Genomic DNA, 26762 nt, shown 5'->3' with positions numbered 1-26762 from the left:
TCTATGGCAATTTTAAACGTCAATCCTACTAGAATGGAACTCTCTAGACTTAAGAAAAGATTAGCAACATCAACTAGAAGTCACAAGCTTTTGAAAGATAAGCAAGATGAGTTAATGAGACAATTTATTAGTCTTGTTAAATATAACAATAACTTAAGAAAAGAAGTTGAAGAACAATTACAAGGTTCTTTAAAAGATTTTGTTATGGCAAGAGCTGTAATGAGTTCTGAATTCTTAGAAGAAGCTATTGTGTATCCTAAAGAGCATATTTCAGTTGAAGTTGGTGAAAAGAATGTAATGAGTGTATCTGTTCCTGTAATGAACTTCAAGAGAGAACTTGAAGGAGATGAAGGAAGCATATATCCTTATGGATTTGCAAATACCTCTTCAGAACTTGACGATACACTTTCTAAACTTTATGGAATTCTTCCAAAGTTATTAGAACTTGCAGAAGTAGAAAAGTCATGCCAACTTATGGCTGATGAAATAGAAAAGACTAGAAGAAGAGTTAATGCTCTTGAGTATAGAACAATTCCTCAACTTCAAGAGACAATAAAGTATATTAGAATGAGATTAGACGAAAATGAAAGATCTGCTACAACTAGATTAATGAAAGTTAAGAGCATGATTGAACAAAGAGCTTAAAATAGAAAGGACTTTTGGTAATATTACCAAAAGTCCTTTTAAATATCTCAGTATTTTAAAGTTAAAAATAATTGTTAATTAGTATATAACAATTATTTTTTTATAAACAAAGATATTTACAAGAAAAGTTAATAGTTCTAAATAAAAATGCTAAATGGCTGTTTTGGTATTTTTACTTAAGTAATTAGAGAAAAGCAAAAATACTAATTATAGAATAATTTAAAAGCTTAATAATTTTGTAATTGCTATGATATACCTTTAATAGTATAATCAAATGTGGATGACTTCAACTAAGATTAGAATTACTTAGAAATTTTATTTAAAATAGAAATTATATAATACTTTCATACAACTAAGGAGTAGAGAAACATGCAACATATATTAGCAATGATAGTTCCATTTATATTGGGAATTATTATTATGCCAGTTATTATGAAGTTGGCTATTAAGTTAAAATTTACAGATAAACCTACTAAGAGAAAGCAACATAAAAAAGAGACTCCATTATGTGGAGGACTTACTTTATATATAGTTTTTTTTATAGCTTATTTTTTATTTGTAAAAAATGATTTTAAGCAGCAAATAATAATATTTTTATCATCAACACTTATATTATTAATAGGTCTTGTTGATGACTATTATAAAACAAGATTAAAAGAATTTCCGATATTCCCAAGGTTGATAGTTCAGTTATTAGCTGCAATTCTTGTTTTTAATGCGGATATTGCATTTAGAGGATTTACTAATCCTTTTACTGGAGAGTTTGTGTGGTTAAGTACAACTATTCAATTTGTTTTAACTATTACTTGGATTTTTGGAGTTACAACTGTAATAAACTGGTCTGATGGAATGGATGGTTTAGCTGGAGGTATTTCATTTATTTCAGCAATAACATTTTTTATTGCTGCAATAATATTAAAACAAGATATATCAGCAGCTATTTCAATAGTTTTAGCTGGATCTATATTGGGATTCTTATATTATAATAGATATCCTGCAAAAGTTTTTATGGGAGATTCAGGAGCAAATCTTTTAGGGTTTATATTAAGTATTACAGCTCTAGATGGTGCTTTTAAGCAGGCAACAGTGTTAAGCTTATTTATTCCTATTTTAGCTTTAGCAGTGCCTATTTTTGATAATATTTTTGTAATATTTAAAAGATTTTCAGAAGGAAAACCTGTTTATCAAGCGGATAGAAGTCAAATACATTTTAGATTAGAGGAAAAAGGTTTTACACCTAAACAAGTAGTTAATTACATAATGATAATAAGTTTTATATTTAGTGCTATATCTATAATACTTTTACTTATTAAAATATAACATGTTATAGTTTATATGATTTATAGATTATAAATAATTATTTTAAAATAAAACTTTACAAACAATATAAAATAATATATAATTTAAAATAATTTCTTATCAAGAGTGGTGGAGGGACTGGCCCTATGAAACCCAGCAACCAATATATTTAATATATAAGGTGCTAAATCCTGCAGTAAATAACTGATAGATAAGGGTAATTTAATTTAGTATAAGTTTATTATGTCTAAAGGAAAACCCTTTAGGCATTTTTTTTATTTAAAAAGGGGGCAAAAAAATGAAAATCAAAGATTTATTTCAAAATAAAAAGGTAGTTTTTTCTTTTGAAATTTTTCCACCAAAAGTAAATTCATCTATACAAACTATTTATAATACATTAGAAGAGCTAAAAGGACTAAATCCAGATTATATAAGTGTTACCTATGGGGCAGGTGGCAGTGTAAAAAATAATAACACAATAGAATTATCATCTCTTGTAAAAAACAAATATGGAATAGAATCAGTAGCACATTTAACTTGTATTGGTTCAAGTAAAAATGATATAACTTATTATTTAAATGAATTGAAGAAAAATAATATAGAAAATATACTTGCATTAAGAGGGGATATACCAAAAGATAAACAAGTTATAGGTGAATTAGTTCATGCTAATCAATTAATTAAGCATATAAGTGATAATGTAGATTTTAATATAGCGGCAGCATGTTATCCCGAAGGACATATTGAGCATAAAGGATTATATAGAGAAATTGAAAGTATGAAGAGAAAGGAAGAAGCAGGAGCATCTTATTTTATATCTCAGTTGTTTTTTGATAACAATTTGTATTATAATTTTCAAGAAGAGGTTTGTGCTGCTAATGTAAGATTACCAATTCAAGCAGGGATTATGCCAGTAACTAATAAAAAACAAATAGAAAGAATTATATCTTTAAGTGGGGCATCACTTCCAGATAAATTTAAAAGAATAATGGAAAGATATGAACATAATCCTGAAGCATTAAGAGATGCAGGTATTGCTTATGCTGTAGAACAAATAGTAGATCTTATTTCTACAGGAGTGGATGGAATACATGTATATATTATGAATAATGCATATTTAGCAAAAAAAATAAGTAGTAGCATAGAAAACATTTTATCAACAGTTAACAAAATTGAGTTAGTTTAGGAGGATACACAATGAAAAAAGTAGAAAGTTTTGAATTAGATCACAGAAAGGTTAAAGCACCATATATAAGAAAATGTTGTTTGCTTAATGGAGAACTTGGTGATAAGGTAACAAAGTTCGATATAAGATTTCTTCAACCAAACAAAGAAGAGTTTGGAACAGCAGCAATGCATGGTCTTGAACATTTATTAGCACATGAACTTAGAGAAAAATTAGAAGGTATAATTGATTTATCACCTATGGGATGTAGAACAGGTTTTTATTTAAGTATATGGGGTGATAGAGAAGCCGCAGAAATAAAAGAAGCTTTAGAATGGGCATTAAAAAAAGTTGTAGAAGCAACAGAAATACCAGCAGCTAATGATATTCAATGTGGAAATTATAGAGATTTATCTTTATTTGGTGCAAAGGAATATGCTAAGGAAGCACTAGAAAGAGGTTTTTCACTTAACATATACGGAGAATAAAATGTATAATATTAAACAACTAAAAATACCTAAGGATGAAGTCCTTAGGTATTTAGGTTATAAACAGCAAGAATTAAATGAATCAATGAATGAATTGATCAATAAATCTATAGAAGAATGTAAAGATTTAATAGCACCTAAATATGTTTATGCTCAGTATAAAAACCATAATGAAAAGGATGGTGTGCATATAGATAGAACTAATTTAATATTAAACGGTGAGGACATTAAAAATCATCTTCTTTATGCAGAGAAAACTTTTATCATAGCAGCAACTATAGGTAATAAAATAGAACAAAAAATTAAATTATATGAAACAATAAATTTAACAAAAGCTTTAATTTTAGATGCTTGTGCAACAACGGCAATAGAAGAAGTTTTAGATCAAATAGAAGAGAAAATAAGGTTAGATGCGAGAAAAGAAGGTCTTGCTATAACATTTAGATATAGTCCAGGATATGGAGATTTACCGTTAGACATTCAAAAGAATATAATAAATACATTAAAGGCAGATAAAGCAATAGGTCTTACAGTATCATCACATCATTTATTATTTCCAAGGAAATCAGTAACTGCAATAATAGGGGTTATTCCAAAGGAGAAAGAGGAAAAGCAAAGAGGATGTGAAGTTTGTAAGAATTATAATAATTGTAGTTTTAGAAGAGAGGGGACTAATTGTGGGGCTTAAAGAATTTATAAAAGATAATATACTTGTATTTGATGGAGCTATGGGGACAATGCTTCAAAAAGAGGGATTAAAACTTGGTGAAAATCCTGAGTTATTTAATATAACTGAAAAGGAAACAATAAGGAAAGTTCATAAAGAATATATTGAAAATGGAGCAATGGTTATAACAACTAATACTTTTGGGGCTAATGAATTAAAATTAGAGAATTCTGGATTTACAGTTGAAGAAATTATAGATTCATCAGTAAACATAGCAAAAGAAGCAAGAAAAAATAATAGTGTTTATATAGCATTAGATGTGGGACCAATAGGTCAGCTTTTAGAACCTATGGGTACATTAAGTTTTGAAAAAGCTTATGAAATATTTAAAAGACAAGTTATACAAGGAGAAAAATCAGGCGTAGATTTAATCTTAATTGAAACTATGACAGATCTTTATGAAGCAAAGATAGCTTTATTAGCAGCAAAAGAAAATACTAATCTACCAGTATTTTGTACTATGTCATTTGATGAAACAGGTAGAACTTTTACAGGATGTACTCCAGAAAGTATGGCTGTTACTTTAGAAGGATTAGGTGCTGATGCTATAGGTGTAAATTGTTCATTAGGTCCTAAGGAACTACTTCCAATAATCAAAAGAATAAAAGAAGCAACTAATTTACCTATAATGACACAACCTAACGCTGGATTACCTAAATTATCTTTTGGCGAAGCAATATATGATATTACAGCTAAAGAATTTGCTTATTGGGTAAATGAATTTGTTAAAGAAGGTGTAAGTATAATCGGTGGATGCTGTGGAACTACTCCTCAATTTATTAATGAATTAACGATAATAAAAGACAAGAATAAAAAACTAAAAAGAAATAAAATTGAGTTTTCATCTGTATGTACTCCATCAAAATTAGTTAAAATTGAAGGGGTAAAGGTTATAGGAGAAAGGATAAATCCTACAGGAAAGAAGTTATTTAAAGAAGCACTTAAAAATAATGATATAGATTATATATTAAAGCAGGCTATAGATCAAGTTGAAGCAGGTGCAGAAATACTTGATGTAAATGTAGGATTACCTGAAATAAATGAAAAGGAAATGATGAAAAAGGTTATTAAAGAAATTCAGGGTATTATAGATACACCTCTGCAAATAGATTCATCAAATATAGAAGCTATTGAAGAGGGCCTAAGGATTTATAATGGTAAACCTATTGTTAATTCTGTAAATGGAGAAGATGAGGTATTAGAAAAAATATTACCTTTAGTAAAAAAGTATGGAGCAAGTGTTGTTGGTCTTACTCTAGATAAAAAAGGTATACCTCCTACAGCAGATGATAGATTTAAGATAGCAGAAAAAATAGTCAATAAAGCTAGAGAATATGGAATAGATAAAAATAATGTATTTATTGATTGTTTAGTATTAACTGCATCTGCGCAGCAAGCAGAGGTAAAAGAAACATTAAAAGCTTTAAGAAGAGTTAAGGAAGAATTGGGTGTAAAAACTTTACTAGGAGTTTCTAACATATCTTTTGGATTACCATGTAGGGAACTTATAAATGAAACATTTTTAGCATTAGCTTTAGCAAATGGTTTAGATCTTCCAATAATGAATCCTAATAGCACAGGAATGATGGATGTAATAAATTCATATAACGTATTGGCTAATATAGATAGAGGCTCAAAAAAATATATTTCTATGTATGGAGATAGAAAAGTTGAAAGAAGTTTAAAGGTTACCTTAGAAAATAAAAATGAACCAATTAAAAGTGAAAATAGTGATTTAAAATATATTGTTGTAAAAGGATTAAAAGATGAGGCGAAAAAGTCTACAATAAAGATTTTAAAAACAATGAGTGAACTTGAGGTAGTAAATAAAATACTTATACCTGCACTAGATGAGGTGGGCTCGAAATATGAAAAAGGAGAAATATTTTTACCTCAATTAATACAGTCTGCTGAAACTGTTAAACAAGCTTTTGATGTTATAAAAGAGAAATTATTTATTAATAAATCTAATAATATATCAAAAGGTAAGATAATCTTAGCAACTGTAAAAGGGGATATTCATGATATAGGTAAAAATATAGTTAAAGTAATTCTTGAAAACTATGGATATCAAATTATTGATTTAGGTAAAGATGTACCAATAGAAACAGTTGTAGAAGTTGCTTTAAAGGAAAATATTAAATTGATAGGTTTAAGTGCATTAATGACTACAACATTAAAAAGTATGGAAGAGACCATTAAAGCTTTAAAAGATAATGGATATTCTGGAAAAGTATTTGTTGGTGGGGCAGTATTAACTAAAGAATACGCAGAGATGATAAAGGCAGACTATTATGCAAAAGATGCAAAAGAATCAGTAGAAATAGCTAAAAAAATATTTAAATAAATTACAATGCCAATTTGTGCTTATACTATAATATCAAGATATAGATAAAAAAAAGAGGAACTATCTAAATACAATAAATATGTTTTGGATAGTTTTTTTATTTTTAGGAAATTATATTACCAAATAATCTGTATATAAATTTTAGAATATTTTGTTTTAGAGGCATGATAAGTACTACCTAAAGAATAAAAAAATAATCATATCCTGCATCATTATTTCTACACTATGTTGAAAAAGGTGCATGGCTAAAAAATCGATGCTTTGCAGTAGCTTAGCAATTTTTTTATGCATAAAGAGATTTTAGAATTTTTAAAAATATAAAGAAAGCTAAGATTATATATATTGAAATTTAAAAAAATAAAGTTTACATAAGCAAAGTGCAATGTTATACTAGTGTATATACATTAGTATAAAAGGGGGACTATATTATGAATAATAAGATTAAACAAATGGTATATGCATCACTGTTAACTGCATTAGCAATAATGATACCAATACAATTTGGATTTTTAAAAATAGTAATTCCACCATTTACAGCAACATTGGCTGCACATGTGCCTATGATGCTTTCAATGTTAATTTCACCAGCAGTAGCTGTTGTAGTTGGGGTTGGCTCTACAATAGGATTTTTACTTTCAGGAATGCCAATGCCTGTAGTTCTTAGAGCAGCAACTCATATTTTGGTTGGATATATTGGGGCAAAAATTATCATTAGAAATAAAAGTTACATTAAAGCAGCAGCGATTACAGCACCTATCCATGGATTAGCAGAAATGTTAGTTGTAATTCCGTTTATAGGATTAAACATTTATCAAATGTTAATAGTTACAGCACTAGGATCAATACTTCATCATTGTGTGGATAGTGGAATTGCATATGTATTAATGAAAGCTATGTCTAAATCAAGAAAAACAGATATATATCATGTATTTGGAAATTTTTTAGATAAAGAAAAAATTCAAGCGAAGATTTAAATTGTGTTTGAAACATATAATAACAAATATATTATTCTGGATTACTTAAGATAAAAAGGAACTTCTAAATTAAATAGAGGTTCTTTTTTGTTGCATAGAAATTGTAGAATTCTACAAGTATGAAATATTGGAAGAATTTAGTGATAGAGATTTATACCGTAATTCTCCATTCCTAACGTCAATTAAAACATTATGTAGTGGTTTTCTTTTTACAATTTTAAAATAATTTACTATTATCAATTATGTAATATTAGGATATAATTGATAGAGTAAATTATGGATAAGAAAATATTGTCTTTAGGCACATGGAAATAAATGATAGATTAATATGTGTGTATTTTAACTATTATTTTCTTTTATTATGTAAATTTATTAAATTTGGCTAAGAGGTATTATAATGATAGATGAAATTTTATATGAAGAGAAAAAAATATTAGAAGAAAAAAGAAAACTAATATTAGAAGAGTTAGATGAGAAAAAAAGTAATAGAGAAAAGATTGAGAATAAAGTTAAATTTCTAGCTAAAGAATCTAAAGGAAATTATAATGAAGAAAAAGAAACTACTGAAAAAATATCTGATGTATTAAAGAAAGATATAGAGGGATATGAAGAAGCTTTACTTTCCCCATATTTCGGAAGAGTTGATTTTAGAGAAAAAAGAGGATTAGAAGAGAACATATATATAGGGAAAAAAGGTATTACTAATAATATAAGAGGCGAAGAGGTAGTTGTCGATTGGAGAGCACCTGTTGCTGATTTATATTATAGTGGTACTGGTGGAGAGGCTTATTATAAAGCACCTATAGGAGTTATTGATGGAACACTTTCGCTAAAGAGAAAGTTTTTATTTGAAGATGGAGAAATTAAAGATATATTTGATGACGGATTAAATGAATTGATGATAAATGGAGAAGAAGGAACAGAGTTAGTTGATGAATTTCTAAAAATTAATCTAGAAGAAAGTAGAGGAAAAAAATTAAAAGAAGTTGTTGCAACAATTCAAAAAGAGCAAAATGAAATTATAAGATGGCCGAGAACTTTTCCTATAATAGTTCAAGGATCAGCAGGTTCAGGAAAAACAACAATAGCGCTTCATAGATTAGCATATTTAATTTATAGATATAAAGAAAACATGATTGGTCAAGAAATTCTTGTATTAGCACCTAATAAATTATTTTTAGATTATATATCAGAAATTTTACCTAATTTAGGAGCTGAGGAAGTAAAACAAAGCACATTTGAGGAGTTAGTTAAATCTAAATTTAAGCTGAAAGCTAAGATATATAATAAAGATGATAAATTAAAAAATATAATGGAAGAAGAGGATTTGGTTAAAAAGAATCTTATTATTGACTCTGCTAAATTTAGAGGGTCAATGGTATTTAAAGAAATGATAGATAAATATATAGCATTAGTAGATAGTAGTGCCCGGGAAATACAGGATATAAAAATATATGATTACATTCTTTTTGATAAAAAAGAAATAATAAAGCTATATTTAAAAGATTTAAAATCATATCCAATAAATAAAAGGAAAGATGAAATTAAGAGATATTTATCTTTAAAATTAAAAGAAAAAATTGAACTTTTAGTGTATTCAATTGATAATAAGTGGGAAAAAAATATAAAAGATATTAAAATAAATTGTGAAGATATAGAAGAAAGAAGAAAGTTATTAATTAATGAGTACAATAAAAGAGATGAAATAAAGAATAATGTATTAAAAAATTCTAAAAAGCAATTTAATGATTATTTTAAACATTGGAAAGGGATAGGAGTTAATCATATTTATTATAATTTTTTTACAGATGAGATCTTTAATATGATAGCTTCAAAAGATATTTCACAAGAATTAATAGATTTTATGAAAGAAGAATTTTTAAAAAATTATGAAAATGGTTTAGTAGATGAAGATGACTTAGCGCCATTGTTATATATAAGAAATCTATTAGAAGGAATTGAGGAAAAGGAAAAATTTAAGCATATAGTAGTTGATGAAGCTCAAGACTATAGCCCATTTCAAGTTTATTTGGTAAATTCATTTGCTAAGGGTAATTCATTAACTTTAGTTGGAGACTTAGCTCAAGGTATCTATTATTATAAAGGTTTAAGAGTTTGGGAAGATATAACTCAAAAACTTTTTAAAAGTGAAGCAACTTATGTACAATTAACACAAAGTTATAGATCAACTGTAGAAATAATTGATTTTGCAAAAGAAGCTTTAGAAGCACAAAATTTAGGCCTTAAAAATGCAAAACCAGTGTTACGTCATGGAGAAGAACCTAAGATTATTCAAGTAGAAGAAGAAAAGGGAATTTATAAAAATATTGATGAAATAATTAGCAAAATTAGAGAATTAGGAAAAACAAGTGTCGCAATAATAACTAAAGATGCAAAAGAAGCAGAAAAAGTTGAAAAACTTTTAAAAAGAAAAAGTATATATAAATTTCAACGAATAAAGGGAAAAGAAAATAATTTTATAGAAGATAATGTTATAATTCCATCATATTTAACAAAAGGATTAGAATTTGATTGTACTATAATTTATGATCCAAGTAAAAATAAATATAAAAAAGAAATTTTAGAGGAACGATTATTATATGTTATGTTAACAAGAGCTCTTCATTATGAATACATTTTAAAAATAAATAATTTAACGGAATTGATAATAGAAAATTGCTAAAATATATTCATAAAATGCATAAATAGCATATAATAATAAATAATCAGGAAGTTAATTATTATTTATTAAGCTATTTAAGTTATTAGGGCATATTAGTTATAATCAAAAAAGAATAGATCAATATATCCTTTTATTTGATATATTGTATTATTTTATGTGAGTAATTTAAAATATTTATTTTTTTATTTAAAATTACTAGTTGATGATATCTGTAGTATTGTATAGAATATATACTGATTTGAAATTTTTTATAATAAATTAAGAGGTGAACAATATGGAAGAAAAAAAAATAATGTCATTTAAAGATGAAGAAGGAAATAAAGTTGATTTTGAAGCTATAGCAAGAATATTTTTAGAAAAACAAGAGTACTTATTATTATCACCATTAGATAATAATGAAGAAGAAAGTGATATTTTTGCATTTAGAATAGATAAGAATGAAGATGGTAATGAAGAATTAAATCTTGTGGAAGATGATAAAGAATTTGAAGCTGTAAAAAAAGAATATAAAAAATTATTATACTAGGAGAGTGTATATTATGAAAACTTCAGAAATAATAGATTATTTAGAGGAAAATGGTTTATCTGAAATTGAAGAAATAAAACAAAGTGATAATTATGTAGTAATTAAATTCTTTTATGATTTTGATAAAGAAGAAATACAAGCTGCTGAAAGCTATGCAAAAGAAGAAAGTGATTTTGAGGTTGAAAGCGAAGAATGGTATAGTGAATTTTATGTTCCTTATTTAAAAGATATTGCAATGGATAATGTTGAAGGAATAATAGAAGATTTAGTAGAAGAATTGGAGGTTGAAGGGAAATATAAATACGCTGAAAACGAAATAGGCAATTATGGATATTTAAAATTTATAGCAGTATTTGCATCAGATGAAAATGAAATAGAATTAGAAGATATACTAAATGATTATGAATAATAATTTAAAGAACAAGAAATACTATTGAATAAAATAAATCTTATGATATAATAAAGTTATAGTTTTCCTAAGGTGTTCGCCTAGCTTACTATATTCAACCTACATTATATTTTCGGGATTTGTGATATGCTTATGGCTGTCAGGCTTTATTTATATCAGAAGAAGGCAAAAGTAAGTTGAACTTAACCCACCTGCGAGAGGCAGGTATGAATATATAAGCAAACGGCATGTTGGGAACTATTATTATGTATTAAACACCTCATTTGAGGTGTTTTTTTGTTCTTGTTTATAGTAATAAGCTATAATTAAGTACTATATAAGTTTAAATTATTAAAGAGAATAAGTAATAAAATATACTAAATAATTATGCAACTGCATATTTAGATGAATTTAATGTACATTTCTTTTTGTTATGTTGTAAGGATAAAATCTTTTGATATTTTGCAATATGCTTGTCTAAATTTTTAGATAAAAAAACCATGATACTATTTGTTGGAGAAAACCATAATAGAAATAAGTTTAAAATCTTTTTTCTAATAACAATTTTCTTTTCAAGGCTAGTTAACTTTCTTTTTTTCAATTATATCACCCCTTATAAATTACTATTTTTATAAATAGTCTTGCTTATAACTTAAACAATAAACTGTACGACAATTAACTGTAAAATATTACCTTTTTAGGATTATTTAGTTATATACTTTAAGTTAATTATAAACAATATGAGGGGTTTTGTAAAAAGATTTCGAAATACAATTACCGACATTAAGCATCAAAATTATATAATAATTGTTAATAAAATTCCAAAAAAGTAATAAATTTGAATAAAATATATAAAATGTAAAAATGCTTTAAAGTAATTAATATGAATAAAAAGAAAGAAAATGTATATTTATTAAATAAATTGAAACATGGTTTAAAAAGTACTTAAATGTAGAAATAAATCTAAATAAAAATGTTAAACTTTTTTAGGTTGATTATATTTTTAAAAATAGGTAAAATTATTCTTATAGAAAAAGAAAGGATGTATGCTAGAGTGAATATAGAACATATGAAAATAGAGGAAGTAATAGAGGAAATAAATTCATTATATAAAAAGAGTAAAGAAGAAGGCTTAAATGCACAAGAAAAAGAATTACAACAAAAATTAAGAAGAAGATATATAGATAATGTAAAGAGGAATTTTAGGGTTCAATTAGAGGGAATAGAACCGAAAAAATAGAGAAAAAGGATGATGAAGAGTGGCGGTTTCAGTAAAAAAACTAATAAATGATTTTGATTTAGAAGTATTAGTTGAAGGAAAAGATGATATAGATATTACGGTAAACGATATAAACAGGCCAGGATTACAGCTAGCAGGCTTTTATAATTATTTTGCACCAGAAAGAATTCAGGTTATAGGAAAAGCTGAATGGAGCTTTTTAGAGGATATGCAAATTGAATTAAGAAAAAAGAGGGTAAAAAAATATTTTAGTTTTAATATAAATTGTCTAGTTATAACTAGAGGTCTTGAACCACATAAAGAATTTATAAAAGAAGCTAAAAAAAATAATGTATGGGTTTTAAGAACTAAATTGGTTACAACAAAATTTATAAGTAAAACAACAATATATTTAGCTGATAAGCTTGCACCAGAAACAAGACTTCATGGGGTTTTGGTAGATGTTTCAGGTATCGGAATATTAATAACCGGAGAAAGTGGTATAGGTAAAAGTGAAACTGCATTAGAACTTATAAAAAGGGGACATAGACTTGTAACAGATGATGCTGTTGATATAAGAGAAACAGATGGAACATTAATAGGAAGGTCTCCTAAAATAACAATAGGTATGTTAGAGGTTAGAGGAATAGGTATTATTGATATTACTCAATTATATGGACTGAGTTCAGTGTTGCAAGAAAAAGAAATTAATTTAATAATGCATTTTGAACATTGGAAAAATGATAATGATTATGATAGACTAGGTATTGATAATGAATGTATGGATATACTTGGGGTAAAAGTAAGAAAATTAACTGTTCCGGTAAGACCAGGAAGAAATATCGCTGTTATTATAGAAGCTGCTGCTGTAAATTATAGATATTCATTAATGTCAAAGATTACTCCAGTAGATATAATAGAAACAAGAATGAATTCTGTAAATGATGAGCAATAAGGCACATTAAAAAATAATAGACCAAGTATGCTTATATATTTTGTGTTATACTGTGTAAGCAAATTTAGCTAATAGTTTGTTATTAACTGAATTTGCGTACTTGTTTTACATAGAATATATAAAGTCTTTTTGGTCCATTATTTTATTTAATGTGCCTAATATAATAAAAAAGGAATGAGGATTAAAATGAAAACAGAAAAAAAAATAAAAAATGCATGGAACAAATATGATGAAAAAGGAATAGAAAAAATATTTGATTTTTGCGAAGGTTATAAAAATTTTATGTCAACTTGTAAAACAGAAAGAGAATGTGTTAAAGAAGCTATTAAAATGGCAGAACTTAACGGATATAAAGATATAGAAGACATAATTAAAAATGGGGAAAGTTTAAAAGCTGGAGATAAAGTATATGCAAATAACAAAGGAAAAACTATTGCATTATTTATTATTGGAAAAGAGTCGATGGAAAAAGGTCTTAAAATTTTAGGAGCACATATAGATTCTCCAAGATTAGATGCTAAACAAAATCCACTTTATGAAGATACTGAACTTGTATTACTTGATACACATTATTATGGTGGAATTAAAAAATATCAATGGGTTACTTTACCATTAGCGTTACATGGAGTAGTAGTAAAGAAAGATGGAACTGTAATTAATATTTGCATCGGTGAAGATGAAAATGATCCAGTAGTAGGGGTATCAGATTTACTTGTACATCTATCAGGAGATCAATTAACTAAAAAAGGAAATAAAGTAGTTGAAGGTGAAGATTTAAATGTTTTAGTTGGAAGTATGCCTTTAAAAGATAAAGAAAAAAATGAGGTAAAAGAAAATATTTTAAAAATATTAAAAGAAAAGTATGATTTTGAAGAAGAAGATTTTGTATCTGCTGAGATAGAAATAGTACCCGCTGGAAAGGCTAGAGATTATGGTTTGGATAGAAGTATGGTAATGGCTTATGGACATGATGATAGAGTATGTTCATATACTTCACTAATGGCTATGTTTGATATGAAAGAATGCGACAAAACTTGTTGTTGTCTTTTAGTAGATAAAGAAGAGGTTGGAAGTATTGGAGCAACTGGAATGCAATCAAGATTTTTTGAAAATATTGTTGCAGAAGTTATGGATAAAGTTGAAGGGACAACAGATCTTAAGTTAAGAAGATGTCTTAGCAATTCTAAAATGTTATCTTCAGATGTTAGTGCAGCTTTTGATCCTAATTATCCTTCAGTAATGGAAAAGAATAATTCAGCGTTCTTTGGAAAAGGAATGGTATTTAATAAATATACTGGTGCTAGAGGAAAATCAGGATGTAATGATGCTAATGCAGAATACATGGCAGAACTTAGAAACATAATGGAAAAACATGATGTATCAATACAAACAGCGGAACTTGGAAAAGTAGATGTTGGTGGTGGTGGAACTATTGCTTACATTTTAGCACAATATAATATGGAAGTTATAGATTGTGGAGTTGCACTTCAAAATATGCATGCACCATGGGAAATAGCTAGTAAAGTAGATATATATGAAACTATGAAAGGCTATAGAGCATTTTTAATAGAAGCGTAGATATAATTTAGATTAAAGTTAATAATTTTATATTAGAATATAGTAAAAAGATCTTTTTTGTGACTAAAAGTATTATTATGGAATATTATATATTAAGATATTTAAGTTTAATATCTGGACACAAAGGAGGTCTTTTTATGTTAGATAAATCTAGATTTAAAAATTATGGACTTTGGATATCTATTGCTTCTTTAATTCCATTAATTCTTAAATGTTTTGGAGTTGAAGTAATACAAGGTGATTACGAACAAATAGTACAAGCTATCTTATCGATTTTTGTAATGTTAGGAATAGTAAGCAACCCGATGACAGAATCAAAATGGTTTAATGATGATAAAGTTTTAAGTGATTCTAAAAATTTAGAAATAGATAATGAAAACAATAAAGAATAGAAAAAATTTATAATTAAGATAAGGAGTATGTCTCAAAATAAATGTACTATTTAAAAATGAGTTTATAAGTTTATATTTGTTGAAAAGCTCAAGGATAGATGATTTATTTTAAGATAGACTCCTTTTAATAATTATGATTCAAGGTATAATCAGAAATAACAGACAAATATAATCGTCTAATTTGTGTGATACTGACTAAGTAAATTGGATTAATAGCTCCTTATTAAATAAATTTATTTACTCGTCTAAGAAAAAAATATATAACGCTTCTTTAATATATTATTCTATCTTATGATAGAGTTTTACAAATAGAAATTAAGAATTTAATGCATTTAAGAATTTAGCTAAATATTTATCAGATAAAGTCATGCTACCAACATCACCATGGCGTTTATCATCTTTTATGTTTCCATGAAAATCAGATCCGCTTGATACTAGTAAATTATTTTTTTCAGCAATATCTAAAAAATAAGCTTCTTCATTAGGGGTATTTTGAAAATAAATTGCTTCTATTCCATCTAAATTCATTTCTAAAAATTTATTTATGCTTGTATTATTAATTAATTTAGGATGTGCTAAAAATACTAGTGCATTATATGATTTTAAAAGTGATATTCCATCTTGTGTAGATATCTTTAAAGTAGGAACATAAGCTTTACAATTTTTCCCTATAAAATTAGTAAATATATATTCTAAATCATAAGGGTATCCAGCATTAATAATTTCTCTTGCAATATGGGGTCTAGCTATAGTGTCCTTTCCTTGTGATATCACATCATTAAAATTAATAATTATGTTAAATTCACTTTTAAGTTTTTTTATAATTTCCTTTGCTCTAGTTAATCTATGATCTTTAATTTTATCTAATTCTTTAATTAATTCTTTATTCATAAAATTATTATCTTTAAAGAAACCTAATAGGTGTATACTTTCATCATTATATTGAGTTGAAAGTTCTATTCCTGGTATTACTGTAATCCCTAATTGTTTACTTGATTCTATTGCTTCTTCTAAGCCAGAGAGAGTGTCATGATCTGTAATAGATAAATAAGAAACTTTATTTTTTTTAGCTCTTTTAACTATATCACTAGGGGATAGTAAGCCATCTGAACATGAAGTATGTACATGAAAATCTACTATATTCATAATTAAAAAACTCCTTTCTTTAATTATTAAAATTTATATATTATCTTTTGATATATAAATATTTGAGTTATATAAAAATTAATAAGTATAGCATTAAAAATATATACTATATTTAATGGTATTAAAGATATAATACCATTAAATAAGTTTAATATATAGTAAATTTTTAATTTTTAGTTGCTTTCCTGTTCAATTGGTCTAGAAGCTATATGAGTACAAAAATCATATAGATTATATCCTATTGGCAAGCCATCCATTGAAACAATATCTTCCTTAAATTTACCATCCCAAGGCGAAAGTGTTATAACACTTGGATTAAATACTTTAATTAAAAATGTCTCGTCTTTAAATACAATTTTAATTTTAAATGATTCAGTAGTATTTAGAATTTCACTTTCATTTAAATAATTATTGTCAATTAAAGAATTAATAAAGTTTTCTATTATAGAAATTTCCTCATCGTTGGTAACTTTTATTTCTTTATATAAGTTTTTATCAAATACATAAAGAGAGAAATTTTCATTACTTAATATTTTTTTGTGAAGCTGATCAGTATAGTAATGATTGTTAGGTTTTTCAGAAAAGTTTATGTATTTAGGTCCAAATAAATCACATCCACTTAATAAAATTGATATTAAAATAATTAATAAACTTAATCTTAATTTTCTCAACAAATAAGACCTCCTAAAACAAGCTTTTATTTAATAAATTTATTCATAATAATTAACTTTAGAACTTTAAAAGTAATCTTATATATCAATTCAGATTATAAAATAAAGTAATATTTTATGATTCTAAGAGTATGAATAAGTAGTAATACTAATTTTAGGAGGAATACATGTACATTATTGCTACAATGGGACCTAACATAAAAGATAAAAAAGTATTAAAAGAAATACTTTTTAGTGGAGTTAATACCTTAAGGTTTAATTTTTCACACGGAAATTGTACAGAATTCTTGGAAGATTTAAAAACTGCTAGATCAATAAAAAAAGATGTAACTATACTTCTAGATTTAAGTGGTAGTAAAATAAGGATATCTAACAGTTTGATGAGTGTATATAAAATATATGATAGTGAGGAAGTATATTTTTGTGGAGAAGATAAATATAAACATATAAAAAATAAAATAAGTAAAACTAATAAAATAATACCATTAAATATAGAGAATAGAACCTTAATGGAAAACAATTACAAAGAAATAAGTATAAAAGATAATACAATGATATTTAATATCTTAAAAAAAGAAGATGATTTAATTAAAGCCAAGACATTAACAGGAGGAATAATTAGAGGTGGTAAAGGGTGCAATATAAAAAATTTAAATAGAAAGTATATGAATTTAAGTGAAAAAGATAAATTAGATATTAAATTTGGGATTGAAAACAAAGTAGATATAATATGTCAATCATTTGTTGAAACAGCTAAAGATATAGATGAAATAATAGAGTTTATTAATATGTATAAAGTAGAAAGCTATACACCTAAAATTTGGGCTAAAATAGAAACAAAGAAGGGAATAAACAATTTAAAAGATATTGCATCTAAAGTAGATGGAATTGTTATAGGAAGAGGAGATTTAATTCCAGAAACATCTATAGAAGATACTCCAATATATGAAGAAATCATTATTAAATATTTAACACAATATAAAGAAAAAGATATTATTATAGCAACACATATATTAAATACTATGAAAAATGGAAGAATGCCTTCAATATGTGAGGTAGAAAGTGTTTATAATTTTATCAATAAAGGAGTTACTGGCTTTTTATTAGCTGGTGAAACTTCAATAGGAAGAGCGCCGATAAAAACAGTAAAATTTTTAAATAAATTGGTGAAAAAATATGATAAATTTAAAGAAATATGATATATTAAAAGATGGATTAGTATCTATAACATGGTTAATTATAATGATAGCTACTTTTAAATTATTAAAAATGATTTATAAAATTTTTGCCTAATATATATGTTCTAATTAAGTTATTAAATTTATAATCTGTTAAATAATGTTTATAATTAATATTATATAGTTAGAAGTATATATATCATAAATTTTCTATATAAGTTCATCACTATAGTTGGCACTAATGCCATTGATATAAGTATTTTAAAGATTTATACTAATAAACAAACTTTATTGGAACTTGTATAATAAGAAAGAGGATTATCTCAAAAATATAAAAAAATTTTTGAGATAATCCTCTTTTATATTAATTCAATAAGATTAATATAAAATCCAATATTTTCATAGTAGTTTTGATGATTTTTTATTAAACATGTTTATGAATTCTGTTTAAGTAAAAACTTATAATAAGAGTTAATGCATAATCAAATATTAAGAATGCAAATTGAGCTAATATTATAAATGTGAATAATGAAATATTAATATTATTTAATCCCAACAATGCTTTTATTAATAAATATGAAAATGTTAATAGAAGATTAAAAGAAATAAGTTTTAAGATTATCTCTAAAAATAAAGAATTTAATTTTTCTATTAAATATTTGATTATTCCATAAATCCCAAAGAATGCTCCGTAATAAATTGAAAATTTTATAGGAAGTATAAGAAAACTAAGAATTGTTGATGAAACATATACTAATATAGCATTTCTTAGGGAAATTTTTATAACACATATAGGTATTAAGCATGATGCAATAGTAAGAATTGATAATGTGTTAATTGGTAAAATAGAAGAAAAATAAAGTATTATTAATGTTAAAGTTATAAAAACAGCACTTTGAGTTAAGTTATTAACTTTCATAATTAATTACCTCTTATCTATATATTTTAACAACAACCTATTAAGTCTCCTCCCATACAATCACAAAGAGTATCTAAACACCAAAGTTTTATACAGCAATCACAAGCATCCATAGAATTTCTATTAGTTGTTCTATAATAATTATCAGAAAATCCAGTGCTTCGTTGTTTTAACGCATTTAAACCTTGTCTATATTCAAAATTGTTAGGATCCATTCTAACAGCAGTATTTATGTGATCAAAAGCTGCATCAAACCAGTTTTTATTTAAACAGATAACACCATATAAATAATGCCATTCTGCATCTTTATTAGATATAGAATTTAACTTTAATTCAGCAGCAGAGAAGTTTCTAGATTGAATTAACTGTCTTATTTCTTGATAAATATAAGCATTTTTAGAGGTATTATAGTTATTACTGCTATTGTATTGTTTATTGTTATTTCCTTTATTTTTTGTTAACTCATCATAAGCAGAATTAATTTCTCTCATTTTTTCTTCTGCTAAATCTTTTAAAGGATTATTAGCATATTGATCAGGATGATATTGTTTCGATAATTTTCTATAAGTACTTTTTATTTCATCTTGGGTTGCATTGGGACTTACACCTAACACTTCATATGGATTCATCATTAAAGTCACTTCCTTTATTTTCATTAGCTTTATTTAATATGTTTAAATATTTATCCATTAAACCTAGTTCTATTATATTAAATAGTATATCATTATTTCTAATTAACTTTAATCTGGATAAATTTTCTTTACATGTATAAGCACAGTTTAATATAGTAAATTCCAATCTTGGTTTTATTAAAATTATAAAATCATTATACTTTAAATTTTTGTTATTATATAAAAAGTTTATAGGATTAAATTTGTTTTTTTCCATGTCTGATTTTAAATCATCTAAGGCATCTATTAAATAAATCCATTTACCTATAGAATATCCAAAAGAATATAAAGTATTTCTTAAATCATCATTATCATCATTAAGAGGATAAGGATAATCTTTTAAAATATCTCCAACTAATTTACTAAATGGATCACATATTTCATCTAAACAAGAAAAAGTTTTATTTTGTTCTAATAAAGATAATTTTTCTAAATGTTTTTTAATTTTAATATTAATTGAAGTTATAGGTTTGGAGAACTTTTTTTTATATGGATAAAGTAGAATTGATTCTATTTTACTTTTTAACTTGTTATCATCTTGTACATCATCGAGTAGTTTATAATAAGCAAGAGATAAATTCATTGAAGCTGCATATGACAAAGCAGTATTATTTATTACGATAGGTCTTTTTTGTGTTGGATGAATCATACATCTACATGATTTAACTTGAATTTTTTCTGGAATTAATGCATCTAATAATAATGCTAAGAAGGTCATATCATAATTTAAAATTATTCGTGGAAAGTTTCCAAATTCTTTTTTTATTTGAAAACATAATCCGCAATAATAACTTCTGAATCTATTAAAATCTTTCACTTTCATCTCTGCTTTTAATGGAGTAACATATCCAAACAATAAAAAACACTCCTTTTAATTATATATAAATTTATTATACAGAAAGTAATTTTTTTAAACAATAAAGTTTTTGTTTAATTAAAGAAATATTAAGAAACATATAATTGATATAAGTCTAATAGTAGTATTATAGAGTTAAAATAAATAGATGTTTATAAGAATTTTGTTTATTTTAATTTTTTTATAAAAAACTATTTACAAATAATAATTATTATTATATAATAAAAACTGTCAAAGGAAACAAAATAAAAATAAAACAAAAGATATTAAAAATAAAATTTAAAAATAAGTAAAATTAATTAATAGAATATAGGGGGAACAAAATTATGAAAAAATTTGTATGTACAGTATGTGGTTATGTGTATGAAGGAGAAGCAGCACCAGAAAAGTGTCCAGTATGTGGAGTTGGACCAGATAAGTTTATAGAAAAAAGTGGAGACTTAGCATTTGCGGATGAACACGTAGTAGGAATAGCTAAAGATGTAGATCCAAGAATAATAGAAGGATTACAAGCAAACTTCATGGGAGAATGTACAGAAGTAGGAATGTACTTAGCAATGTCAAGACAAGCAGATAGAGAAGGATTCCCAGAAGTAGCAGAAGCATATAAGAGAATAGCATTTGAAGAAGCAGAACATGCAGCAAAATTTGCAGAATTACTAGGAGAAGTAGTAAATGCAGACACAAAGAAAAACTTAGAATTAAGAGTAGAAGCAGAACATGGAGCATGTCAAGGAAAGAAAGATTTAGCTACATTAGCTAAACAATTAAACTTAGATGCAATTCATGATACAGTACATGAAATGTGCAAGGATGAAGCAAGACATGGAAAAGCATTTAAGGGATTATTGGATAGATACTTTGCATAATTTCAATTAAAAAAGAATTCATTAATTCCTCAAAATTATGTTAAATATGTTACACTAGTTTATAGACATTAAAATAAAATATTTTAATGTCTATAATTTTTTACTAAAAATTAATTGACAATATTATCTTTTAAATATATTATTAATTAGATAATATATTAAAATTTAGGTTTTTTGTAACTTTTAGAAGTTTATAAGAATTAAAAGGGAAAGTGGTAAAAGCCACTACAGCCCCCGCTACTGTATTAAGGGACAACTCTCTGCATAGCCACTGATTTTTAAAAAAATTGGGAAGGAAGAGAGACGGATGAACTTAGAGTCAGGAGACCTACCTAAATTTAGTGCTATCCTTCGGTGGGAAGTTAAATAGCAAGAGCGTTTTTTATTATTTATAAAACGCCTTGTTTTAATGCGAATTTTTGCATCTTAGCTTTTTATTAAGGAGTTAAGATGTTTTTTTATTGTTTAGGAATTTATATTATTAAATAATCTGCGTATAAATTATAGAATATCTTGTTTTATAAAGGTGATAAGTATCGTTATTATTTGTAGTTTTATAACATGTATTATTTTAAAAGAATGATTTTCAACTAAATATTGAGAGCAAATTTAATCTGTGCTTAAAATTTATTTCTAGTACATACTTACCAATATACGTTAAACAAGTTTGCTATGCAATTTTTCAACAACTTAAAATACAACATTCGCTTTATTTGTAATTTTATCGAATTTCTAAATAAGGATAGCAAAATATATTTAATATATATGTTCTAATTAAAAGAATAAGTTTATAATTTTTTATTTGATTTTTATAGAAAATAAATATTTGTATTAACAGTATTAGATTAGAAACGTATATATAATAAATTTTATATATAAGTTCTTAACTATATTATTTAAGTAATAAATAAACTTTATTGGAACTTATATAAACTAATATTATAAGATTAATTGGAGGTATTATGAAAAAATCAATTTTTATTATCTACGCTTTATTACTTTCACTAGCAATTCCACATAATGCATATGCAATGCATATATCAGAAGGATATTTACCATTAAATTGGTCAATATTTTATTTTGTTCTGATTTTACCATTTTTATTTTTGAGTATAAAAAAGTTGAGAAAACTAACAACTAAGAATAAAGAAATAAAGATGTTATTAGGTTTAATGGCTGCATTTGTTTTTATGATGTCAGCACTTAAAATTCCATCAGTTACAGGAAGTTGTTCTCATCCAACTGGTACAGGAATTGGAGCAGTAGTATTTGGACCAGTAGTAATGACTATAATTTCTTTAGTAGTTTTATTATTTCAAGCATTGTTATTAGCTCATGGAGGAATAACAACATTAGGAGCAAACTTATTTTCAATGGGTATTGTAGGACCGTTTGTTGCTTTTGGTATTTATAAATTATTAAAAGGAAAGAATGAATTATTAGCAGTAGGTCTTGCAGCAGCACTTGGAGATTTAACAACATATGTAATAACATCTATACAACTTGGATTAGCATTTCCATCTTCAACAGGTGGGATAGCATTTGCAGTAGTTAAGTTTATGGGAATATTTGCTGTAACTCAAATTCCATTAGCAATTGTAGAAGGAATAATTTCTGTAGTAATTTATGATTTTATAAAAAAACACTGTAAAGAAGAACTTTTAGGAATTATGGAGGAATAATAAGTGAAGAAAAAAAATATAATTTTATTATTAATATTAAGCTTATTTTTAGTAGTAGCACCATTGCTATTTAATAAGGGAGATGAGTTTGCAGGGGCTGATGATCAAGCAGGAGACTTAATTACTGAGATGAATGAAGGTTATGAACCATGGTTTGAATCACTTTGGGAACCACCATCTGGAGAAATTGAATCATTATTGTTTTGTAGTCAAGCAGCAATTGGAGCAGGATTTATAGGATATTTTATAGGTAAAAAAAGTAATGCTAAGAGAAGTTAGTCTTTACGCTAACATTAATGAATTTAGTAAAATTCATCCTGGAGAAAAGTTATTATTAATATTAATTTCATTAATACTTTGTTCGTATACTGAAAAATATGAAGTTATAGTATTTAATATAATATTTTTTATTATTTTATGTGTTGTAACTAAGGTAGAATTTAAAATAGTAAGAAAATTTGTTAAAATAGCAGTAATATTTTCATTATTTACAGCTATAACATTTACTTTTGAAAAGCAATATAATTTTATTATATTGCTTTTCTTAAGAGGTATTAATGGAGCTATTACTATTAGTTTTTTTGCATTAACAACGCCTATAAATCATTTAGTTTATATCTTAAGCAAAAATAAATATTTAGCTGATATAGCTGATATAGCAAAATCGTTAGAAACATTTCTGATAATTATTGAGAAAGACTTTGAAATTACATTTAGAGCTATGAATTGTAGAGGTGTTAGTAAAAAATATAAGGATAAATTAAAATATTTTGGTAAGGGGATAAGTGTTGTATTTAGAAACCTTTTGTATAGGTGGAAAGAAATCAATGAAGGATTAAAGAATAGATGTTATGTAGGGAAACATCATTATTCATATGATTTTAAAATAAGCATCAAAAATTATATATTTATACTAGTATATTTGATAATTAATATCAGTTTAATAGTAGTATTATAGAGTTAAAACAAATAGGAGTTTAGAAGAATTTCATTTGTTTTAATTTTTTTTATAAAAAACTATTTACAAATAATAATTATTATTATATAATAAAAACTGTCAAAGAAAACAAAATAAAAATAAAACAAAAGATATTAAAAATAAAATTTAAAAATAAGTAAAATTAATTAATAGAATATAGGGGGAACAAAATTATGAAAAAATTTGTATGTACAGTATGTGGTTATGTGTATGAAGGAGAAGCAGCACCAGAAAAGTGTCCAGTATGTGGAGTTGGACCAGATAAGTTTATAGAAAAAAGTGGAGACTTAGCATTTGCGGATGAACACGTAGTAGGAATAGCTAAAGATGTAGATCCAAGAATAATAGAAGGATTACAAGCAAACTTCATGGGAGAATGTACAGAAGTAGGAATGTACTTAGCAATGTCAAGACAAGCAGATAGAGAAGGATTCCCAGAAGTAGCAGAAGCATATAAGAGAATAGCATTTGAAGAAGCAGAACATGCAGCAAAATTTGCAGAATTACTAGGAGAAGTAGTAAATGCAGACACAAAGAAAAACTTAGAATTAAGAGTAGAAGCAGAACATGGAGCATGTCAAGGAAAGAAAGATTTAGCTACATTAGCTAAACAATTAAACTTAGATGCAATTCATGATACAGTACATGAAATGTGCAAGGATGAAGCAAGACATGGAAAAGCATTTAAAGGATTATTAGACAGATATTTTGCATAAAAATATATATTAAGGCACATGGAATAAAATAATAGATCGAAGAGGCGTTGTATATTTTATGTGAAATAAGGAAGTAAATTTAGTTAATAGCGAGCTATTAGCTAAATTTGCTAACGCAGTATCATATCAAATAGACGAGCATAATGCTTTATTATTTTTTGAATTTGCCTAAATAAATTAATTAACCCTTAAGAGCTTATCTTAAAATACAGTAAGTATTTAAGATAAGCTCTTATTATTTTTATTTATTATTAATCTAAATAGTAATAATAATTGAAAAATTAGGTGCTGTTAGGGGAATAAAAATTTTCTATATTAAATATGCCTTTTTTCAACACTTAAAATAGGGGATACTATTTATGATTTCTAAAATATATATTTTTAAGATAAATATAGGAAAAAATAATAATATCTTAAGATTTACTTAAAACATAATCTATATAATTATTTTATAGAAAAAATATTAAATTTAGACTAAAAATGAAAAAATGCATTAATAAAAAACAAAGTTGGAGGAATAATAGATGAAAAAATTTATAAGCGCTTTAATTTTATTTATAGTATGTTTAAATTTTACAAATGTACAAGCTGCTACAAATAATGTTATTGAAATATCTCTTGATAATATAGAAGAAATTATGCTTGAATACAGTCCAGAACTAAAGATTATAGAGAATAATTTAGAAAAAGCAAGAGAAGAGTATAAAGATACTATTGATAAGATTGATGATTTAGAAGATGAAATAAAAGATTTAAAAAATAAAATTGAAATAGTAAAAGCAGCACCTGAAAATAAAGAAAATATAAATGAAACTCCTAAAGAAGATCCTAATAAGAAAAAATTAGAAGCTTCGCAAGAGGAATTGGAATCACTTAAAGACAGTAAAAAGGCAAAAAAATATGATCTAAGAATAGCCAGGACAAAATATGATAAAGAAGTAAGACAAGCTGTAATGAAAGTGCAAAAGCAATATATAGATTATTTAGATACAGTAGCTAAAAAAGAAGTTAAGTTATCAGAGCTTAACACAAAAAATAAACAATCAGAAGTTTCTAAGAAAAAATATGAAATGGGATTCATATCTAAAAAAGAATATACTACTAATACATTTGATACTACAGATTTAAAAAATGAATTATCTCAATTAAATACTAAACAGGAAAATGATTTGAAAGAACTTCTTTTATCATTAGGTTTATCTAATACAGAAGAATTGAAATTTAATACAGACATTAAAATTGATTTAGATAAAATTTCTAAGATTAATTTTCAAGATGATTTAGAAGAAATGCTTGATAATAATGTGGATATGCAAATAAGAAAAATTGAATCTGATAAATTAGATGATTTAGATGATATAAGTGATTATGAAATTGATAATAATGAAATTTATTTTAAACAAGAAAAAGATAAAGCAAAATTAGAATTTGAAAAACAATATAATAATCTTAAAGTTTCGTGTGATTTAATAAAAAATGCTGATGAAAGATTAAAAAGAGATCAATATGATGTGGTTATTATGAATAGCAAATATAATTATGGTTTTACATCTAAAAAACAAATAGAAGAGTTTGAAAATGAATTAAACAAAAAAGAGTCAGACTTTATATCTCAAAAAAATAACTTGTATATAAATTACTTAACTTATATACAAATGAAAAATGGTTACTAGATTGGAGTGATAGATA

Annotated in this window: 27 protein-coding genes, 1 other RNA gene and 2 riboswitches; of the genes, 22 read left to right on the top strand and 6 right to left on the bottom strand. The window is 25.4% G+C overall.

Annotation, left to right across the window (positions count from 1 at the left end; genetic code table 11):
- Positions 1–3 precede the first annotated feature (3 nt).
- The 11 genes from KYD98_RS03475 to ssrS all read left to right on the top strand — a co-directional run bounded on the left by KYD98_RS03475 (position 4) and on the right by ssrS (position 11504).
- Complete coding sequence (locus KYD98_RS03475) at positions 4–645, top strand: V-type ATP synthase subunit D (RefSeq protein ID WP_219778192.1); 642 nt, start codon at positions 4–6, stop codon at positions 643–645.
- A gap of 369 nt (positions 646–1014) precedes the next feature.
- On the top strand, positions 1015–1965 hold the full coding sequence (locus KYD98_RS03470; protein ID WP_219778191.1) for an MraY family glycosyltransferase: 951 nt from the start codon (positions 1015–1017) through the stop codon (positions 1963–1965).
- 93 nt (positions 1966–2058) lie between these two features.
- A riboswitch (SAM riboswitch) is annotated at positions 2059–2162 on the top strand.
- 80 nt (positions 2163–2242) lie between these two features.
- The gene (metF, locus tag KYD98_RS03465; RefSeq protein WP_219778190.1) at positions 2243–3130 is read left to right on the top strand and encodes a methylenetetrahydrofolate reductase [NAD(P)H]; all 888 of its coding nucleotides are present in this window, start codon (positions 2243–2245) and stop codon (positions 3128–3130) included.
- 11 nt (positions 3131–3141) lie between these two features.
- Positions 3142–3597 (top strand): S-ribosylhomocysteine lyase, encoded by a 456-nt coding sequence (locus KYD98_RS03460; protein ID WP_219778189.1) that lies wholly within the window; start codon positions 3142–3144, stop codon positions 3595–3597.
- A 1-nt stretch (position 3598) separates the two neighbouring features.
- Complete coding sequence (locus KYD98_RS03455) at positions 3599–4285, top strand: methionine synthase (protein ID WP_219778188.1); 687 nt, start codon at positions 3599–3601, stop codon at positions 4283–4285.
- A complete protein-coding gene (locus KYD98_RS03450) occupies positions 4275–6671 on the top strand; it encodes a homocysteine S-methyltransferase family protein (protein WP_219778187.1) in 2397 nt (798 codons plus the stop codon). Before KYD98_RS03455 ends, KYD98_RS03450 begins: the two co-directional genes overlap by 11 nt.
- A gap of 428 nt (positions 6672–7099) precedes the next feature.
- Positions 7100–7645, top strand: a complete 546-nt coding sequence (locus KYD98_RS03445; RefSeq protein WP_219778186.1) for an ECF transporter S component — start codon at positions 7100–7102, stop codon at positions 7643–7645.
- A 397-nt stretch (positions 7646–8042) separates the two neighbouring features.
- Entirely contained in the window at positions 8043–10328 is a 2286-nt protein-coding gene (helD, locus tag KYD98_RS03440) for an RNA polymerase recycling motor HelD (protein WP_219778185.1), read from the top strand.
- Between the two features lie 274 nt (positions 10329–10602).
- Complete coding sequence (locus KYD98_RS03435; RefSeq protein WP_219778184.1) at positions 10603–10854, top strand: DUF1292 domain-containing protein; 252 nt, start codon at positions 10603–10605, stop codon at positions 10852–10854.
- A gap of 13 nt (positions 10855–10867) precedes the next feature.
- Entirely contained in the window at positions 10868–11263 is a 396-nt protein-coding gene (locus tag KYD98_RS03430) for a hypothetical protein (protein WP_219778183.1), read from the top strand.
- Between the two features lie 61 nt (positions 11264–11324).
- Positions 11325–11504, top strand: a non-coding RNA gene (ssrS, locus tag KYD98_RS03425) — 6S RNA.
- A 123-nt stretch (positions 11505–11627) separates the two neighbouring features.
- On the opposite strand, the gene KYD98_RS03420 is transcribed toward ssrS, so the two are convergent.
- The gene (locus tag KYD98_RS03420; RefSeq protein WP_219778182.1) at positions 11628–11843 is read right to left on the bottom strand and encodes a hypothetical protein; all 216 of its coding nucleotides are present in this window, start codon (positions 11841–11843) and stop codon (positions 11628–11630) included.
- Positions 11844–12296: 453 nt separating this feature from the next.
- Here KYD98_RS03420 and KYD98_RS03415 point away from each other — a divergent pair, with 453 nt between their 5' ends.
- The 4 genes from KYD98_RS03415 to KYD98_RS03400 all read left to right on the top strand — a co-directional run bounded on the left by KYD98_RS03415 (position 12297) and on the right by KYD98_RS03400 (position 15386).
- The gene (locus tag KYD98_RS03415) at positions 12297–12482 is read left to right on the top strand and encodes a DUF896 domain-containing protein (protein WP_219778181.1); all 186 of its coding nucleotides are present in this window, start codon (positions 12297–12299) and stop codon (positions 12480–12482) included.
- Positions 12483–12501: 19 nt separating this feature from the next.
- Positions 12502–13416 (top strand): HPr(Ser) kinase/phosphatase, encoded by a 915-nt coding sequence (gene hprK / locus KYD98_RS03410; RefSeq protein ID WP_219778180.1) that lies wholly within the window; start codon positions 12502–12504, stop codon positions 13414–13416.
- Positions 13417–13602: 186 nt separating this feature from the next.
- Positions 13603–14994, top strand: a complete 1392-nt coding sequence (locus tag KYD98_RS03405) for an aminopeptidase (protein WP_219778179.1) — start codon at positions 13603–13605, stop codon at positions 14992–14994.
- Between the two features lie 137 nt (positions 14995–15131).
- The gene (locus KYD98_RS03400) at positions 15132–15386 is read left to right on the top strand and encodes a phage holin (RefSeq protein ID WP_219778178.1); all 255 of its coding nucleotides are present in this window, start codon (positions 15132–15134) and stop codon (positions 15384–15386) included.
- Between the two features lie 315 nt (positions 15387–15701).
- On the opposite strand, the gene KYD98_RS03395 is transcribed toward KYD98_RS03400, so the two are convergent.
- Positions 15702–16532, bottom strand: a complete 831-nt coding sequence (locus tag KYD98_RS03395) for a PHP domain-containing protein (protein ID WP_219778177.1) — start codon at positions 16530–16532, stop codon at positions 15702–15704.
- A gap of 173 nt (positions 16533–16705) precedes the next feature.
- On the bottom strand, positions 16706–17203 hold the full coding sequence (locus KYD98_RS03390) for a DUF4883 family protein (RefSeq protein ID WP_219778176.1): 498 nt from the start codon (positions 17201–17203) through the stop codon (positions 16706–16708).
- A 167-nt stretch (positions 17204–17370) separates the two neighbouring features.
- On the opposite strand from KYD98_RS03390, the gene KYD98_RS03385 reads away from it, so the two are divergent.
- The gene (locus tag KYD98_RS03385) at positions 17371–18402 is read left to right on the top strand and encodes a pyruvate kinase (protein WP_219778175.1); all 1032 of its coding nucleotides are present in this window, start codon (positions 17371–17373) and stop codon (positions 18400–18402) included.
- A 403-nt stretch (positions 18403–18805) separates the two neighbouring features.
- Here the strand turns inward: KYD98_RS03385 and KYD98_RS03380 are convergent, their stop codons facing one another.
- The 3 genes from KYD98_RS03380 to KYD98_RS03370 are packed head-to-tail and all read right to left on the bottom strand — an operon-like array spanning position 18806 to position 20827.
- Positions 18806–19300, bottom strand: a complete 495-nt coding sequence (locus KYD98_RS03380; RefSeq protein WP_219778174.1) for a hypothetical protein — start codon at positions 19298–19300, stop codon at positions 18806–18808.
- A gap of 26 nt (positions 19301–19326) precedes the next feature.
- Positions 19327–19929, bottom strand: a complete 603-nt coding sequence (locus KYD98_RS03375; protein ID WP_219778408.1) for a tetratricopeptide repeat protein — start codon at positions 19927–19929, stop codon at positions 19327–19329.
- Entirely contained in the window at positions 19916–20827 is a 912-nt protein-coding gene (locus KYD98_RS03370) for a DUF5685 family protein (protein ID WP_219778173.1), read from the bottom strand. Before KYD98_RS03370 ends, KYD98_RS03375 begins: the two co-directional genes overlap by 14 nt.
- A 326-nt stretch (positions 20828–21153) precedes the next feature.
- On the opposite strand from KYD98_RS03370, the gene KYD98_RS03365 reads away from it, so the two are divergent.
- The 6 genes from KYD98_RS03365 (at position 21154) to KYD98_RS03340 (ending at position 26746) form a co-directional block, all read left to right on the top strand.
- Complete coding sequence (locus KYD98_RS03365) at positions 21154–21696, top strand: NADH peroxidase (RefSeq protein ID WP_219778169.1); 543 nt, start codon at positions 21154–21156, stop codon at positions 21694–21696.
- A 150-nt stretch (positions 21697–21846) separates the two neighbouring features.
- Positions 21847–22046: riboswitch (cobalamin riboswitch) on the top strand.
- 612 nt (positions 22047–22658) lie between these two features.
- Positions 22659–23378, top strand: a complete 720-nt coding sequence (locus KYD98_RS03360; protein WP_219778172.1) for an energy-coupling factor ABC transporter permease — start codon at positions 22659–22661, stop codon at positions 23376–23378.
- A gap of 3 nt (positions 23379–23381) precedes the next feature.
- Positions 23382–23657, top strand: a complete 276-nt coding sequence (locus KYD98_RS03355; protein WP_219778171.1) for an energy-coupling factor ABC transporter substrate-binding protein — start codon at positions 23382–23384, stop codon at positions 23655–23657.
- Entirely contained in the window at positions 23641–24336 is a 696-nt protein-coding gene (locus KYD98_RS03350) for a CbiQ family ECF transporter T component (protein WP_219778170.1), read from the top strand. The genes KYD98_RS03355 and KYD98_RS03350 overlap by 17 nt, the downstream gene beginning before the upstream one ends.
- Before the next feature lie 194 nt (positions 24337–24530).
- On the top strand, positions 24531–25073 hold the full coding sequence (locus KYD98_RS03345; protein ID WP_219778169.1) for an NADH peroxidase: 543 nt from the start codon (positions 24531–24533) through the stop codon (positions 25071–25073).
- 524 nt (positions 25074–25597) lie between these two features.
- A complete protein-coding gene (locus KYD98_RS03340; protein ID WP_219778168.1) occupies positions 25598–26746 on the top strand; it encodes a coiled-coil domain-containing protein in 1149 nt (382 codons plus the stop codon).
- The last annotated feature ends 16 nt before the right edge of the window (positions 26747–26762 follow it).

This window comes from Clostridium weizhouense (genome assembly GCF_019431045.1).
GTDB lineage: Bacteria > Bacillota > Clostridia > Clostridiales > Clostridiaceae > Clostridium > Clostridium weizhouense.
The sequence above is the reverse complement of the archived record's forward strand: the minus strand, read 5'-3'. Positions and strand labels throughout refer to the sequence as shown.